Genomic DNA, 17,214 nt, shown 5'->3' with positions numbered 1-17,214 from the left:
GATTAATCGGCAAAAAATTTATCATGAAAATTCACAAAAAACAGTTCCTTTGTGGCTCTCGTGCAAGCGGTATAGAGCCAACGAAGGAAATCCATATTAAGCATTTCATCCGTTAAAAAGCCTTGATCAATAAAAACGGCGTCCCATTGCCCACCTTGTGCCTTATGGCAAGTAACTGCCATAGAAAATTTGATTTGCAATGCGTTATAATATGAGTCGTTTTTAATAGCCGTTATTTGCTCTTTCTTACTTCCCAATTCTTGATAGTCTTCCATCACCGAGTCGAACAATTTTCGCTGACTTTCTGTAGGTAAATTAGGAGAGTCTGTGTATAAAGAATCTAGTAGGACTCTACAGGATAAAGGCTCCAAATTATCTTGGTCGACGAAAGCCAAACTTACATCGGCAAACCGAAAACCATGTTGTTCATGTACATTACGAACCCGTTTTACAATTGCCATATCTCCATTAGCAATAAACTGCTGCGCATTGCTTTCTCCACTTGTCCAATAATAATTGTTTCGCACCACCATTACATGATCTCCTCCGGTCAATTCCTCTTCTCGATAGAGTATCCGGTTACGTATTTGCTGATTATATAAATTGGCACTTTTATTTGATCTACAAATAACCAATGTATTTTCGATTCCATATTTGTCATAAGCATAATGAAGCCCTTCGATAAAACGCTCACCCCTCATCCGATAGACATCGGCGAAGTTTCTTACCTTTAGTTTCGGAAAGTGGAGCTTTTTATTGCTACCGTCTAGCCTAATTTGTTCGCGAATAGCGGTGGCATTACGCAAAATACCGGAGTTACTCGTTTGTCGCACCACCTCGGTCAATTCGCAGCTCATTACGTGATAGCCAAAATGGTCTCTTATATACCTCGGGTTTAAGGCGGGACTTTCCAATAATCCCACCGGGGGGAGCTGGGCGGTATCTCCTACAAACATAAGTTTGCAATTATCACCGCTTTCAACATAAGTTATCAGGTCTTCCAACAAGCCGGTCTTTCCGAAACCACTCTGCTCATTTGAAATCATAGAAGACTCATCTATAATAAATAACGTATTTTTATGTAAATTATCAGACAAAGTAAAAGACATATCCGGTGTGCCGGCGACTTTCTTTCGATAGATTTTTTTATGGATAGTAAATGCCGGTCTTTCTGCATAAGCACTCATTACTTTAGCTGCTCTTCCCGTAGGTGACAATAGGATCGACCGCATATTTAGGGCCGGCAATACACGTACCAAGGTGCTAATAAGCGTAGTTTTACCCGTACCGGCATAGCCCTTTAAAATAAAACAAGTCGCCTGTTGTTTAAAACTTAAAAAAGTGGCCAGTTCTTTAAATGCTTCCTTTTGCTGCGGAGTGGGTGTAGCGGGAAACGATTGCTCGAATTTGTTAATTATTTCCACATTCAAACCTAACACAAAAAAATGCTTTTTGCAATATCGTTTGTAAAGGGTACTTTTGCTAGCCATGAGTGAATTATTGCAAATAGAATTTATTGACGACAACTTCACCGTAGATAAAAGTGAGGATTACCAATTATTAGTAAGACAAGGCAACCATCGATCACAAATGGCCATTTTTAGTCAGCAAAATCGCCTATTATTACTGCTCTCTTGGCAAAAAGATGTCAGGGAAGAGCGTGTCGACCAATTGTTGCACTTGGCTTATCAATCCAAAGTTCTATCAATTGACACGAATTACAAGATGTTAATACCTAATGAATTATACAATCCATCTCAAGAAGTATATTACTTAAATGCTTTTTTTTTAGACAAGGAAAATCATTCGTTATTAAGCAATTATATAAAGCCATTCGCCGCGCAGTGCATCTACGGCATATCAAAAGAAGAGCAAAGGCAATTACTTTTGAATTTTCCGGATTTCATGATTCAATCCGGTAGTACAGCCATATTAAGTGCACTCGCAGCTATTGCTTCAGATCACAAAAACTATCTCTCTATTAACTTTGGCGAAGGGTATGCAGACTTCTCTTACATCTCAGACGGGAAACTGATATACCACCATATGCAGCCAAGTCAGGATGCAGACGAATTTAACTACTTTCTATTGGCTATTGCCCAAGAATACAACATCAACCTTTCTAGTATATCAATAATAATTTCAGGTCAAATAGAAGTTGACGATCCAACCTATCAACGCCTGAAAAAATACAGTAATCAATTGTCTTTTTTGGATTTGTCCGGTGTAATGGAATGTAGCAATTTCAATGTACTGAAAAAGGGGTATCAAAAGTTATCATTATTCGGATTATTATGCGCATAATTGGTGGACGTATTAAGGGGGTAAAACTTTCACCCCCCACAAATTTACCGGTTCGTCCAACAACCGATCTAGCAAAAGAGGCCTTATTCAATATATTGGAAAATCGACTTGTATGGAGCGAAACGGACGCATTGGATTTATTTAGTGGCACAGGCAATATTTCAATTGAATTGGCCTCACGAGGCGTCAAAAGTCTTTTATCCGTAGACATTCACGGTAAATGTTGCACATATATAGATACTCAAAAGAGCAAATATCAATTGGAGCAGATGAAGATTCTTAAAGCAGATGTGCTGAAGTTTATAACCGGATGCAAACAATCTTTTGACTTCATTTTTGCTGACCCCCCTTATGATTTGCCACAACTCCCTTTGTTACCTAACATGCTCTTCGAGCATAAACTATTGAATCCAAAAGGATTGTTCGTTTTAGAGCATCCCACTACTAGAAAGGTGGATCAGCATGTTAGCTTTGTGGAGCAACGCGTGTACGGTTATTCATCATTTAGCTTTTTTGAACTTTCCTAGCGCGCTTTATATTCGAATTATTTTCGATAAGTTTGAGCTTAAATTGATAGCAATAAACATACACCACCATGAAGAAGCGAGTTGCTGTATTTCCCGGGTCTTTCGACCCTATTACTAATGCACACATGGATATCATATTAAGAGCCATTCCTTTGTTCGACGAGATCCATATCGCAATTGGATTAAATAGTTCAAAAACGCCTCTTCTAAGTAGTGATATGAGAAAAACAATTCTTGAAGCTATTTTCAAGGGTAAACCTTCAGTTCATGTTTCAAGCTACACCGGTTTAACCGTAAATTATTGCAAAGAGGTGGGCGCTTCCTATATTCTTAGAGGGCTTCGGAATGCAGCAGATTTTGATTTTGAGAATGCAATAGCGCAGAATAATCGACAACTTGAACCGACTATTGAAACTGTTTTATTATTTGCAAGCCCCGGCTTTGGGCATATCAGCTCCACCATTGTAAGAGATATACTTAAGCACCGAGGCTCTATCAAACATCTTGTACCAAAGGAAGTGCTAAATTATATATAGGCTTTTTTCTCAAGCACATCCTTAATAATGCCGTAGGTATTTGACAAAACATCGCCTACACGATCAGGATGGACCCATTGCGCATCCGTAATATCTTCACTTGTCTGAGGAATCAGTTTTGGCTTTTTGTTCACCCCCATTTCATACCAATTTGTCTTTTTAAGCACTACACTGCCTTTCATCTCATAAGCATGGTAAGATGATATAATTTTTGGCCCCAAATAGTCGACATGTATACCACATTCTTCTTCAACCTCACGAAGAGCAGCGCGCTTACTTTTTTCTCCCGGATCTATCTTTCCTTTTGGTAAATCCCATTTTCCCAATCGATGTATAAAAAGGATATCTCCATCTCCGTTCCGCACCAAGCCGCCGGCTGCACCGATTAACCTTACCGACCTTTTGATCATTTTAAGCATCGCTTTCGGATCTTCTACTAAAAGTAAAAATTTAGTGGCACTTTCAAGTGATAAACTTTTCTTAAAAAGTTTTACAAAATCAAAAGACTGTAAATCAATTTGTTGAAAAGCATCCAAGTAGCTAGGCGTAAAATCGGTCAAGAGAAGGACCGATTCGTTCATATAAATTTTATAAATTTGCATCATGAATCACAAGAGTGAGATTGAACAAAAAGTTGCTGAATTTTTATTGCAAATTAAAGCAATTAAATTACAACCTTCCAAACCTTTTACTTGGGCATCGGGTTGGAAGTCCCCAATTTATTGCGACAATCGCATATCATTATCACATCCTACCGTAAGAACGTACATCAGACAAAAGCTTTCTGAAGTTATCCAAGAAGAGTTTGGTTCTATCGGAATGATAGCCGGTGTAGCGACGGCGGGTATCCCACAAGGTGTACTGGTGGCACAAGATCTCGGCCTGCCTTTTGCCTATGTACGATCAAGTGCAAAAGAGCATGGACGACAAAACATGATTGAAGGAGAAATTATAGAAGGGCAACGGGTAGTAGTTATTGAAGATTTAATATCTACAGGAAAAAGTAGTTTGAAAGCGGTAGAGGCATTGAGAGAAGCCGGATGCGATGTAGTGGGATTAGTAGCTATTTTCAGTTATGGATTTGATGTAGCGGATGAAAATTTCAAAGCGGCTAAATGTAGGTATACTACGTTGTCAAACTACAATGCTTTAATAAAATATGCTTCCGAGAATGGCTTCGTCCATCATGAAGAAGAAGATTTGCTACGTGAATGGCGAAGAGATCCGGCAAATTGGGAACCTAAAACTGTATAGATTTTCGTAAAGAAGCATATCGATGACTGTTATAGAAAGCAAAAGCATTATCAATCAACCCGTAGAGAAGGTATATAACTTTCTTGCCGATTGCAATAATCATGAAAAACTGATGCCCGAAAATGTTTACAATTGGTCATCTACTAAAGACGAGGCAAGTTTTACTGTTCAGAATATGGCTAAACTTGCCTTAAGAGTTAGTGAGCGTAAAGAAAATCAAGAAATATCCATTGTACCTTCGGAAAAGGCCCCCTTTGATCTCACATTAAGTTGGAAGGTTAAATCAATTGACCCTAGCACCAGCGAGGCTGTTTTCACTATTCAGGCAGATCTAAACATGATGATGAAGATGCTTGCCAGCGGGCCTTTAAAGAAATTGACGGATTACCAGACAACGAAATTAAAAGAAGAATTGGAATCCTAGCTTGGGACACTCCTTTAGTAAAAAAACCTGTCTATTTTAGGCAGGTTTTTTTATATAGAGACAGGGATTTACTCCGCCATTTTTTCATATAAAACTTTAAAGAACAGACAGTTAGTCATTGAAACCAAATCACGTAGCGACAAAATGTCTGTTTTCGTCAAACTACTTTTGATGGTATTCGTTTTGATATAGTCTAGCAAATCTTTATAAGACTATTAATAAAACGAAAATGAATTTAAACAACTTTACAATCAAGGCGCAGGAAGCTATTCAAAAAGCTTCGGAGATTGCGGGTGGAAACCAACACCAAGCTATTGAAAATGCGCACTTATTGAAGGCTCTTCTTTTAGTTGATGAAAACGTTGTAAGTCATTTATTAAAAAAACTCAATGTCAATATAAATCGCTTGAACGAAGCCTTGGATCAACAAATCAGCGGTTTCCCTAAAGTAAGCGGAAGCAATATATATTTATCTTCTTCTACTAATACAGCTTTACAAAAAGCACAGGGATACCTGAAAGATTTCAAAGATGACTTTGTATCGGTAGAGCACTTATTATTGGGCATCCTAAACGCGGGTGATAAAACCGCTGCTGCATTAAAAGATCAGGGTGTCACGGAAAAGGACTTAAAGAAAGCCATCATTGAATTAAGAGGTAACACACGGGTAACCGATCAGAATGCGGAGGCTACTTATAATGCCTTGAACAAATATGCACGTAATCTGAATGAATTTGCCGAATCGGGAAAGCTCGATCCGGTGATAGGACGAGACGAAGAAATTCGACGGGTTATCCAAATACTCTCCCGCCGGACCAAGAATAATCCAATCTTAGTTGGGGAGCCAGGTGTCGGTAAAACAGCGATAGCAGAGGGTATTGCCCATCGTATTATCAAGGGTGATGTGCCGGAGAACTTGAAAAGTAAAACGGTCTTTTCTCTAGATATGGGGGCCCTAATCGCCGGTGCCAAGTATAAGGGTGAGTTTGAAGAACGGTTAAAAGCTGTTGTAAAGGAAGTAACTGATAGCGATGGAGAGATCATTCTCTTTATCGACGAGATCCACACGCTCGTAGGTGCAGGAGGTGGTGAAGGGGCCATGGATGCCGCCAATATTTTAAAACCGGCTCTGGCGAGAGGAGAGCTACGTGCCATAGGGGCCACTACACTCAATGAATTCCAGAAATATTTTGAAAAAGACAAGGCTTTGGAACGCCGATTCCAGAAAGTCATGGTAGACGAGCCCGACACACAAGATGCAATCTCTATTCTAAGAGGTATTAAGGAGCGGTATGAGACGCACCATAAGGTGCGAATAAAAGACGAAGCGATTATCGCTGCCGTTGAACTTTCACAACGCTATATTGCAGATCGTTTCCTACCGGACAAGGCCATTGACTTGATGGATGAGGCTGCATCTAAACTTCGATTAGAAATGGATTCCGTTCCGGAAGCAGTTGATGAAATCGAACGCAAAATCATGCAACTTGAGATTGAGCGCGAAGCAATCAAGCGGGAAAACGACACCCATAAAGTAGAAGAGTTAAGTCGCGAAATAGCAAACCTAGCCTCGGATAGAGACTCCTTGCGCGCCGCTTGGCAAAGTGAAAAATCACTTGTCGACAATTTGAACCATCACGTACAGCAAATTGAAGATTTTAAGCTGGAAGCCGAGCAGGCTGAAAGGGCGGGCGACTACGGAAAAGTTGCTGAAATTAGATACGGTAGAATAAAGCAGGCACAAGATGAGCTTGAAAAGTTAAAAAAAGAACTTGAAGAAAAACAAGGCACTGGTCGTATGCTTAAGGAGGAAGTTACCGCCGAAGATATAGCTGATGTGGTTTCGCGTTGGACGGGGATTCCCGTAAGCAAAATGGTGCAGAGCGAAAGGGAAAAGTTGCTTCATTTGGAAGAAGAACTTCATAAACGAGTTGCAGGACAAAGTGAAGCCATAGAAGCCATCTCGGATGCCATTAGAAGGTCGCGTGCAGGTTTAAGCGATAAAAGAAGACCGATCGGATCTTTTATATTTTTGGGAACAACAGGGGTTGGTAAAACAGAATTGGCAAAAGCGCTCGCCGAATTTTTGTTCAACGATGAACATTCAATGGTCCGGATTGATATGAGCGAATACCAAGAGCGGCACGCCGTTTCACGATTAATCGGTGCGCCTCCCGGTTATATTGGTTATGATGAAGGTGGCCAGCTAACCGAAGCTATCCGCCGCCGCCCTTATTCGGTTGTGTTATTGGACGAAATCGAAAAGGCGCATCCTGACGTATTCAATATTCTTTTACAAGTTTTAGATGATGGACATTTAACCGACAACAAAGGACGTGTGGTGAATTTTAAAAACACCATTATCATTATGACCTCAAATATTGGTTCTCATCTGATCCAGGAAAATTTCAGTGAATTGAATGAAATAAACCGAGATGAGATTATAGCCAAGACAAAAAATGAAGTATTCGAGCTATTGAAGAAATCGATTAGACCAGAATTTTTGAATCGGATCGATGAGGTTATCATGTTTACTCCACTAAATCGTGATGAAATCGGTGAGATCGTTCGTCTTCAATTTAATGGGGTACAAAAACAATTGGCTGAAATGGGTATACAGCTGGAAGCCTCGGATGAAGCGCTCGATTGGTTAGCTCAATTGGGTTATGACCCTCAATTTGGCGCACGACCGTTGAAGCGCGTCATACAAAAACGAATTTTGAATGAGCTGTCAAAAGAAATCCTTGCCGGAAAAATTGACAAAGACAGTAAAATCAAATTAGATATGTTTGATCACAAATTCGTTTTCTTACAGGAGAATAGCTAATATTCATTTTTCAGGAAAAGAGGGTGTCTCCGCTTTGTCAAAGACAAATATTGCGAGACACTCTTCTTTTTTATGTTATATATAGTATACGACTTACTGTTTCTTCCAAAAGCATCGGAGTACTACCAAAATGACTTTGCTGCAACGACTCTTGTCACTATCTCTTTCCAACCACTACCCTACTTACCATTATCCTACTTAACTAATTACAAAATTCGTAACTTTACATTAATGGTTGATCAAAAGCTATCAAATAAAGGAGTCAGACGAAAGGTTCTTTTTGTCTTTATCTGTTGTTGTATTGCCCTTGCTCTGGCATGGACCATCAGCAAGGATGCTTTTAATCAAGTGCTATCGGCTGTAGATAATATTGCGAAGCCAAACGAAAAGATGCGCTTGGTTAGTAAAGTATCGCGAGACATTATGCAGCTCGATCAGTTGCAACGGTCTCAAGTATTGACAGATGGAGATAATTCATATGAACAGCTACAAAAAGAATCAAAATTAGTTTCTGCCTCCCTCGATTCGTTAAAGAATCTATATTCGCAAGACAGCAATCAAACCAAAAGGATCGATTCCATTAAAACGCTGTTGAAAGAACGTGACAAGCTTTTTAAGGCTTATGTTCAAGTTCGTGAAAAAATGGTTGACAGTCATGAGTTTTCTAAACAATTACAAAGCATTGGAGAGATTGTTCAAAACACCCCGAATAGCGATAGTACTGTTGTAACGAGAAGGAAAATTACGGAAACAACCACCATCGAACCGGGGGAGATAGTGAAGGCTGATTCGATGCAAGATGACCGCTCTTTCTTCGGAAAGATATTCGGATCGAAACGAAAAAACCCGCCCCGCCCGAATACGATTACGCAATCGAGACGGATCGTTAAAGAAGGTATTGAGGAACTGATAGATACAATTGCAACTTCAAAACAAGACAGTGCCATTAAATTAATTGATAGCGTCTTGAGAACCATTGAAGAAACCCAACGAGCACAAAGCGATTCATTTATAGACAGAGAAGTGGAGCTGACTTATGCAGGGAATCTATTGATCAGCAAGATGCTTAGTATACTGAATGCAGTGGAAAAAGAGGGAATGCTGCAGATGGAAAACGAGAATATGGGAGCCAGAACGGTGATGAACCATAGTTTGAGTCGGATTAATTTGGTGGTATTAAGCTTTTTAGGCGTTACAATTATTCTCGTCTTACTGATCTTGTCGGATATTAGAAAAAGTAATCGCTATAGGCGAGAGCTCGAAATTGCCAAAGAAGAAGCCGAATACCATAGTGCAGCCAAGCAGCGGTTCCTTTCCAACATGAGTCATGAGCTTCGTACACCTCTACAATCGATCATTGGTTATGCCGAACAATTACGGGACGAACACCCCGAGGATAGCCGTAAGGTGAACGTAATATATCAGTCTTCAGAACACCTATTGCAGATAGTAAATGAAGTATTGGATTACAATCGTATCAATTCCGGTAAATTTCATTTTAATAACCAGGATTTTTACTTGTCACAATTAATTGAAGAGGTAGTTGCAGCTATGCAGCTACAGGCCGAAGAAAAATCACTGTCCTTAAATTTGAGCAAAGAGATTGAAGGGACGGGTTATCTATTTGGCGATCCTTTTCGGATCAAACAAATCCTTTATAACTTGCTTAGTAACGCCATTAAATTCACCGATCAGGGATCGGTTACCTTGATGGTTAGTACCGCCATAAAAAATGAGCTAACCGAATTAAGAATAACGGTTGAAGACACCGGAAAAGGTATTCCTGAAAGTGATATTCATCGAATTTTCAACGAGTTTGAACAAGCGGAAAACTCAAATTCCGGCACCCATTTTGGCAGTGGCTTGGGGCTGAGCATTGTAAAGACGCTATGCGAAGCCATGGGAGGAAATATTAGGATAAAAAGTCAGCTGGGTAAGGGATCCACATTTGACGTATTTATCCCTTTAAAAACGTCTACGTTAATCGAAACAAGTAGAGAGGAAAACAACCTGATCCCTATAAAAGATTTCACAGGAACTATTTGGGTGATAGACGATGATAGTTTTATCCTCGAGCTCTGTCACAATATTTTCAATAAATATAAAATCAACCATCGTACCTTCTCCGATCCGAATGATTTATTGAATACACCATGGGACCCAAGTGTTAGCATTGTCTTAATGGACATGCGTATGCCGGGAAAAACGGGCGTAGAATTAAACCATGAGTTACGACCAAGAATCGAAGAGGATGTGAAAATATATGCCTTCACAGCCCAGGCACTACCGGAAGAGCGTGAAAAAATAATTTCTCAGGGTTTTGATGGTTTATTGCTGAAGCCATTTAAGGAAACCGATCTTTTGCATCTGCTTGGTTTACGTAAAACAAACGAAGAGCCCCTTAAAATAAAAAACCGGAACGATTTGAGAGATTTTGATTTTTCTAATCTGAAGAAATTGACCTACAATGACAGTAATCAGGTTACCAAAATACTAAACATTTTCATTAAAGATACGGGAAAAGATCTTATTAATCTACGCAATGCTTTGCAGGCTAACGAGAGAGAACAACTCGCGTTGATTTGTCATAAACTAGCGGGAAGAACATCCCAGATCGGCGGACAGAAGATAGCTATTAAACTTCGAAAGCTTGAGATTGACATCAGAAATAATGAATTCGACATTCTGGAAATTCAAGGGATTATAGATCAATTATACCGCCTATTGGATTATCTGAAAGAAGAGTTGCATAGCCGATCCTTCATCAATGGAACGGTTCTATAACCTTGAGAAATAAATTACGCGGATTAGGAAATACCGTACTTATCTAATTTATTATAGAGGGTTTTTCGATCTATATTTAAGACCTGTGCCGCCTTACTTTTATTATATTTCACCTGCTGTAAGACATCCATTATAAGCTGTCGCTCATGTGCCTCACTTTGGGATTTAAGATCAGCAGCCACATGCTCGGAATTCGGATGGCTTTCATGATGTTTATGCTGATTGATCGACAATACCATCTCATCCGGTAACGCGCTCGATTCCGCTGTATCACCCGGTGTCAATAGCACCATCCTCTTTATTACATTTTTAAGTTCCCGTAGGTTGCCGGGCCAATCATAAGCTTTGAAAATATCTTTTACCTCTTTAGAAAGGTGAACAACCTGTCGATTCAATTCTTTATTAGCTTTAGCTACAAAAAACTCAATAAACGTATCCATGTCACTTCCCCGGTCTCTTAGAGCCGGTACAATAATTTCGAATTCATTGATCCGATGATATAGATCTTCTCTAAAATTTCCCGATGCTGAACTACCCAATAAATCATCGTTCGTTGCGGCTATGACACGAACATCAACTTTAATTTGCTTATTAGCACCAATAGGCTGTATTACTCTTTCTTGTAAAGCTCTTAATAATTTCACCTGCACATCATACGACAAATTCCCTATTTCATCTAAAAACAGCGTACCGCCATCAGCCTCCTCAAATTGTCCTTTTTTATCCGTAAGTGCTCCTGTAAACGACCCCTTAATATGTCCAAACAGTTCGCTGGCTGCCAGCTCTTTGGAAAGGGTTCCACAATCAATGGATACAAAAGGTTTATTGGCTCGGTTGCTTTTTAAATGAATGGACCTTGCCACGTACTCCTTTCCCGTACCGCTTTCCCCCCTTACCAACACAGACATGTCGGTCGGTGCAACTAAATTGATGTATTCTTGAAGCTTTTTAGATTGGGTACTAACGCCTTTTACAAAGTCTGACGACTCTTCTTCTGGTAATTTTTTGGTGGTCGAAGGGATTTGTTCTTCACTATTATGGTTTAATGCATCTTTTAAAACCATTAATAATTCATCGGGGTTTACCGGTTTCGTAATATAATCAAACACCCCCAAACGCATGGCCCTTACTGCAGTGCGTACGTCATTGAAACTGGTCATGATAATAACAGGGATATTTAGGCCCCTGTTCCGAACTTCTTCCAATACATCCAAACCCGTTCCATCCCCCAGACGATAATCCAGCAACATAAGGTCAATAGATTCGTCCAATGATTTGACACTACTTTTGACATTGTACCTCATTTCAACTTGATGACCATTTTTTTTCAAAAAGCCTTCGAGAATAGTCGAAAAGGTAGTATCATCTTCTACAAGCAGGATTTTGGCCATATTTATTTGTCTTTATCCTCCAACGGAAACAATTCGTTTTTTAGTATATTACGTTAATCTACAAAACTACTATTTTTTCGCCGATTAGCACTTAATTATTATGAATTAGTTACCCATATATCGAATAATCGCATCTGCAAATTGACTCGTTTTAAGTAAGGTAGCCCCTTCCATCTGATTATAAAAGTCTATGGTAACTTGTTTTGAACGAATGGTTTTAGCCAGTCCTTTTTTAATGATTGATGATACCTCGTGCCATCCCATATAATCAAACATCATCACGCCGCTCAAGATAACTGATGAAGGGTTCATACTATCTGTATTTGCAAAACGAGGGGCTGTTCCATGCGTTGCTTCAAACACCGCATGCCCTTTAAGGTAATTAATGTTCGCTCCCGGAGCTATGCCGATTCCGCCAACAATGGCCGCCAATGCATCTGAAATGTAATCACCGTTGAGATTTAATGTAGCAATCACTGCATAGTCTCTTGGGTTTAGCAAAATCTGTTGCAGAAAATTATCAGCAATTACGTCTTTTATAATAACTTTCCCTTGCTGTTGTGCTTTTTGTAACGCATTGTTTGCAGCTTGTTCACCGTCGGTAGCCTTTAATCTTTCCCATTGAGTCCAGGTAAACACGTATTCGGCGTATTCATTTTCCGCTAATTCATAACCCCAGTTCTTAAAGGCACCTTCTGTAAACTTCATAATATTCCCCTTATGAACTAAACTCACGGATGGAAGTTTCTCCTTTATTGCATATTCTATAGCTGCCCGTATTAAACGAACGGACCCTTCCTTCGATACCGGTTTTATGCCAAGAGCCGTCTCTTCTTTGAAGGGATAGTCCACACCAAACTGATTTGTTAGGTACTCTTTTAAAACTTGGGCTTCCTTACTGTCAGCTTCGAATTCAATGCCGGCATAAATATCCTCTGTATTTTCACGAAATATGACCATATCTACATTTTCCGGGTGTTTAACCGGTGAGGGGACTCCCTCAATCCAGGATAACGGGCGCTGGCAAACAAATAGATCGAGCAACTGCCGAATAGCCACATTTAACGATCGGATACCACCTCCAACGGGTGTAGTTAGTGGTCCTTTTATCGAAACAACGTACTCCCTCATGGCCTCAATTGTTTCCTCAGGAAGCCAGCTGCCAGTTTGGTCATAGGCTTTTTGCCCTGCCAAAATCTCTTTCCATTCGATCTGCCGCTTCGCTGCATAAGCCTTTCGTACACCTTCATCAAAAACACGAACGGCTGCATTCCAGATATCAGGCCCTATTCCATCACCGATGATAAAGGGTATGATTGGATTATCAGGAACGGTTAAATGTCCTTTTTCATTTATGGTTATTTTCTGTCCCATAACTTTTTCATTTAGTTGATCCCGGTAAGTTTCTGTTTCTTATATTCAATATGCTTCCTAAACCTTTGCCCATCCTCTGTAGACGAGTATAGCCCCGGTTTGTCGACATGGCACTCACCTCATCATAATTATCAAACACGCTAGTTGGTCGCCTACTCGGATAAATTAGTATTCTATTATTATTTTCATATTTCCGAGCGAGTTTTTTCGGTATACCGTCGAATTCTCGATTATAAGAGACTTCACCCGCTCTCGCCGAAACGAACACCAGTAGGTCGGTATCGCTTATATAGCCTCTAAGAGATGCCAGGTCGTCCCAATCAGTATGGTTAACAAACCGGATATTGCAATTGATTTTGCTTTTCTTGAGAAAGGACGTAACCGCCGACTCTGATCGGGCATTCGCAATGCAAACGACCGGTAACGTAAGCTCAATCGCCAATTGACCAACTTTTGTCAGCCAATAGGAGAACCCTTTTTCGTCTTCCGCCATTGGCGGGCAAACCAATGTGATTTTATCATTACTTACAAAAGGCTTACCGAAATGACACATAAAGATATTGATATCTGTACGGTTAAGAATACTTTCCGTTTTTTCTCCAACCATCTTTTCAATAATGCCAACCTGGCTGGGCCATCCAAGTAAAATACTATCCGCTATAATCTCTCGCGATGCCCTGCTAATCCCGCCGGCAATATTATAGTCGATCGTAGCCATCATATTCACTTCTATCTCACTACCCGAAGCATATTTAGCTGTAGAATCCAGATTTTTCCTTGCTTTCTTTAAATTAGCCTCAGCTAGTTCGTTATTAGGCACAACAGATAATATAGTAACCGGATGAGGTGATTTTTTGTTTTTAATCATTGTAGCGAAATCCAAAAGGATTTCCATATTATTCAGGTTGGCTATTGGCACTAAAATATGTTCATCCCGAAGCATATCCTTATCCTCTTCAACTACATCTTGCTCCCCCGCCAGGACCACTTTCTTTGAGGCCGATTCCGTGGCAATAGAAGCAACTATACAGGTGATGAGTATCAGTACGATGGTTCCGTTTAATACATTTTCGTCAATTATATTATTGGCATAGCCCACCATAATGATAGCAAGTGTGGCAGCGGCATGTGCGCTACTCAATCCAAAGATCACCTGACGCTGCGCGCCACTATATTTAAAAGTGAGCTGAGTGAACCAAGCAGCTATCCATTTGCCACAAACTGCCACCACAGTCAGCGTGCCCGCCACGATAAGTGCTTCCGGACCTTTGAAAAGAACTTTGATGTCGACAATCATACCAACGCTAATCAGGAAGAACGGTATGAAAATCGCATTGCCAATAAACTCAATCCTGTTCATAAGTGCCGACGAGTGCGGAATGAACTTGTTCAAGGCCAACCCCGCAACAAAAGCACCAATAATCGGTTCGAGTCCGGATACCTCAGCAATAAAGGCGGCAAAAAAAACAATGAACAGAACAAATATATAATGAGATGTTTTTTCACTCTCTACTTTCTGGAAAAACCATTTGGCAATCCTCGGTACGATTCCAAACATAATGGCCAAAAACACGGCAAAAGAAAAAGTCAGCCTCATCCAAAATTGCTGATCAAGCTGTCCTTGTGATGAACCAACGATAACCGCCAAAATGATTAGAACAGCCGTGTCCGTTAAAATGGTTCCGCCGATGGTTATAGCAACTGCTTGATTTTTAGCAATTCCATAGCTATTTACCACCGGATAAGCCACCAGCGTGTGCGTAGCAAACATACTGGAAACCAATATACTGGCACCTACATCAAATCCCAGGATATAGTAACAAACCGGATATCCGATGGCAATGGGAATAAAAAAAGTATAAACACCAAAAACAATACTTTTATGCCTGGTTTTACGAAACTCATTCATATCCAACTCGAGCCCCGCAATAAACATAATATAAAGCAAACCTATTGTTGAAAATAGCTTGACCGCATCTGTTTGCGCTAATATATTCAATCCGTGAGGCCCAATAATAACCCCGGAAAGAATCAATCCTATAATACCTGGAATTTTAATTTTCCGCAATAAGATAGGAGCCAAAAGTATGATCAGCAAAATCAGGGAAAAGATCAGTACGGAATTCGTTAAAGGTGTTTCAAAGGCGTGGGAAATATGTTCTATAAAACTCTTGTTCATAAACTAACACTAACGACAATCATTTGCACTTTTTAAACAGTATGCCTTAAATATAGTTTTTTTCTTCCGAAGATAAAGGCCCCCGCAGGAATCTTGACTTGAAATACACATAAAGAATATTTAGTGAACCCTTTTTAATAAAAAAATCTATTTTGATTATTTGGGTATTTTCTTTTTTTTTGAGATCGAATTAAGCAGTGGATCAACAAGAAACTTTTTTGTAAATTCACCTGCAAATATCCATAAAATATGCCTTATAAAGAACGAGAAATCAACAAGCTCTATTATACCATGGGAGAGGTTACGGAGATGTTTGAGGTGAACGCATCGCAAATAAGATTTTACGAGCGCGAGTTTGATATTATCCAGCCAAAGAAAAACAAAAAAGGTAATAGACTCTTTACACCGGAAGATATCGAAAATCTCAAGATCATATTTAATTTGGTAAAGAACAAAGGATATACCTTACAAGGAGCGCGTGATTATTTAAAGGCGAATAAAAACCAAGCGAAAGAGAACCAACGGGTGATTGATTCTCTTGAAAAGTTAAAGCAATTTTTAATTGAGGTTAAGGAGCGCTTATAGCACTATCAGCCTTATAGGTCATCAAATTACTGCCGCTTAAAAACTCCATAAGCTTGTTAACCATGTTTTCTGAACCGAGAAAAATAGCCGAACGTTGATGAAGATGATCGGGAACGATATCTAAAATGCGGTTGGAACCATCGATGGCAATTCCCCCAGCCTGCTCTAATATAAAGGCCATCGGATTACATTCATAAACAAGCCTTAATTTCCCTTTCGGATAAGCTGATGATACCGGGTAGAGAAAGATTCCCCCTTTAATGAGATTTCGGTGAATATCAGCTACCATCGATCCAATATATCGGGATGTATAAGGACGTCCCGAATTTATATCTTCCTCCTGACAATATTTGATGTAATCTTTTACTCCTTGCGGAAAGTGAACGTAATTGCCTTCGTTTATTGAATAGATTTTACCCTCCTTTGGAATTCTCATATTAGGATGAGACAAACAGAATTCTCCGATTGACGGATCTAATGTAAAGCCATTCACACCTTTACCTGTGGTATACACTAGCATGGTTGATGAACCATAAATCACATAACCGGCCGCAACCTGCTCACTACCTTTTTGCAGCACATCACTTATTAGCGGCTTGCCGTCCAAACTTTGCCGGCGATAAATAGAAAAGATCGTCCCTATCGCTACATTTACATCGATATTTGAAGATCCATCCAAGGGATCTATGGCTACTATATATTTGGCATTTTTTGATATTTCGGATTCAATATAGATGCACTCATCGTTTTCTTCAGAAGCAACTACGCAGCACTCTCCTCCGCTCCTTAAAGCCGCGATGAATTGCTCATTAGCATATACGTCCAATTTCTTCTGCCCCTCTCCTTGCACATTCGTTGTCCCTGCGTCTCCAAGTATATCAACCAATCCAGCCTTATTGACCTCTCTGTTTACTATTTTTGCGGCTATACCAATATCTCTTAATAATCTGCTTAATTCACCTTTTGCATACGGAAAGTCAGCTTGCTTTTCAATAATAAATTGACCCAGGGTCTTTACGGCTGTCATAA

At 39.8% G+C, this 17,214-nt stretch carries 14 protein-coding genes; 8 read left to right on the top strand and 6 right to left on the bottom strand.

Annotation, left to right across the window (positions count from 1 at the left end; genetic code table 11):
* Window positions 1–2 precede the first annotated feature (2 nt).
* Complete coding sequence (locus ACH11B_RS17535; protein WP_377609294.1) at window positions 3–1,439, bottom strand: ATP-dependent RecD-like DNA helicase; 1,437 nt, start codon at window positions 1,437–1,439, stop codon at window positions 3–5.
* 49 nt (window positions 1,440–1,488) lie between these two features.
* Between ACH11B_RS17535 and ACH11B_RS17530 the strand changes: the two genes are divergently transcribed.
* The 3 genes from ACH11B_RS17530 (at window position 1,489) to coaD (ending at window position 3,367) form a co-directional block, all read left to right on the top strand.
* Complete coding sequence (locus ACH11B_RS17530; protein WP_377609296.1) at window positions 1,489–2,304, top strand: DUF3822 family protein; 816 nt, start codon at window positions 1,489–1,491, stop codon at window positions 2,302–2,304.
* Complete coding sequence (locus ACH11B_RS17525) at window positions 2,295–2,831, top strand: RsmD family RNA methyltransferase (RefSeq protein WP_130857432.1); 537 nt, start codon at window positions 2,295–2,297, stop codon at window positions 2,829–2,831. Before ACH11B_RS17530 ends, ACH11B_RS17525 begins: the two co-directional genes overlap by 10 nt.
* Before the next feature lie 68 nt (window positions 2,832–2,899).
* Window positions 2,900–3,367 carry a pantetheine-phosphate adenylyltransferase gene (coaD, locus tag ACH11B_RS17520; RefSeq protein ID WP_013666416.1) on the top strand — a complete coding sequence of 156 codons (468 nt, stop codon included), beginning with the start codon at window positions 2,900–2,902 and terminating at the stop codon, window positions 3,365–3,367.
* Here coaD and ACH11B_RS17515 read toward each other — a convergent pair.
* Window positions 3,358–3,948, bottom strand: a complete 591-nt coding sequence (locus ACH11B_RS17515; protein ID WP_207303790.1) for an NUDIX hydrolase — start codon at window positions 3,946–3,948, stop codon at window positions 3,358–3,360. The two genes, coaD and ACH11B_RS17515, sit on opposite strands and share 10 nt — an antisense overlap.
* A gap of 22 nt (window positions 3,949–3,970) precedes the next feature.
* Here ACH11B_RS17515 and pyrE point away from each other — a divergent pair, with 22 nt between their 5' ends.
* The 4 genes from pyrE (at window position 3,971) to ACH11B_RS17495 (ending at window position 10,656) form a co-directional block, all read left to right on the top strand.
* Window positions 3,971–4,621: an orotate phosphoribosyltransferase gene (gene pyrE, locus ACH11B_RS17510; RefSeq protein ID WP_130857430.1), complete on the top strand. Its 651-nt coding sequence runs from the start codon at window positions 3,971–3,973 to the stop codon at window positions 4,619–4,621.
* 22 nt (window positions 4,622–4,643) lie between these two features.
* A complete protein-coding gene (locus ACH11B_RS17505; RefSeq protein ID WP_377609297.1) occupies window positions 4,644–5,045 on the top strand; it encodes an SRPBCC family protein in 402 nt (133 codons plus the stop codon).
* A gap of 229 nt (window positions 5,046–5,274) precedes the next feature.
* Entirely contained in the window at window positions 5,275–7,872 is a 2,598-nt protein-coding gene (gene clpB, locus ACH11B_RS17500; RefSeq protein WP_377609299.1) for an ATP-dependent chaperone ClpB, read from the top strand.
* 72 nt (window positions 7,873–7,944) lie between these two features.
* Window positions 7,945–10,656, top strand: a complete 2,712-nt coding sequence (locus ACH11B_RS17495) for an ATP-binding protein (RefSeq protein WP_377609301.1) — start codon at window positions 7,945–7,947, stop codon at window positions 10,654–10,656.
* Between the two features lie 23 nt (window positions 10,657–10,679).
* Here the strand turns inward: ACH11B_RS17495 and ACH11B_RS17490 are convergent, their stop codons facing one another.
* The 3 genes from ACH11B_RS17490 to ACH11B_RS17480 form a co-directional block, all read right to left on the bottom strand.
* Window positions 10,680–12,047 (bottom strand): sigma-54 dependent transcriptional regulator, encoded by a 1,368-nt coding sequence (locus tag ACH11B_RS17490; RefSeq protein ID WP_013666410.1) that lies wholly within the window; start codon window positions 12,045–12,047, stop codon window positions 10,680–10,682.
* A gap of 105 nt (window positions 12,048–12,152) precedes the next feature.
* Window positions 12,153–13,421: an NADP-dependent isocitrate dehydrogenase gene (icd, locus tag ACH11B_RS17485; RefSeq protein WP_289552964.1), complete on the bottom strand. Its 1,269-nt coding sequence runs from the start codon at window positions 13,419–13,421 to the stop codon at window positions 12,153–12,155.
* A gap of 7 nt (window positions 13,422–13,428) precedes the next feature.
* On the bottom strand, window positions 13,429–15,600 hold the full coding sequence (locus ACH11B_RS17480) for a cation:proton antiporter (protein WP_013666408.1): 2,172 nt from the start codon (window positions 15,598–15,600) through the stop codon (window positions 13,429–13,431).
* A 249-nt stretch (window positions 15,601–15,849) separates the two neighbouring features.
* On the opposite strand from ACH11B_RS17480, the gene ACH11B_RS17475 reads away from it, so the two are divergent.
* Window positions 15,850–16,185 (top strand): MerR family transcriptional regulator, encoded by a 336-nt coding sequence (locus ACH11B_RS17475; protein WP_013666407.1) that lies wholly within the window; start codon window positions 15,850–15,852, stop codon window positions 16,183–16,185.
* On the opposite strand, the gene fbp is transcribed toward ACH11B_RS17475, so the two are convergent.
* Window positions 16,169–17,212 carry a class 1 fructose-bisphosphatase gene (gene fbp / locus ACH11B_RS17470; protein WP_013666406.1) on the bottom strand — a complete coding sequence of 348 codons (1,044 nt, stop codon included), beginning with the start codon at window positions 17,210–17,212 and terminating at the stop codon, window positions 16,169–16,171. The genes ACH11B_RS17475 and fbp overlap by 17 nt on opposite strands.
* Window positions 17,213–17,214: the final 2 nt, after the last annotated feature.

This window comes from Olivibacter sp. EAT-5 (assembly GCF_044784325.1).
GTDB classification, from domain to species: Bacteria; Bacteroidota; Bacteroidia; order Sphingobacteriales; family Sphingobacteriaceae; genus Olivibacter; species Olivibacter oleidegradans.
Note: the sequence above shows the minus strand (reverse complement) of the source record. Positions and strands in the feature narration are given on the sequence as shown.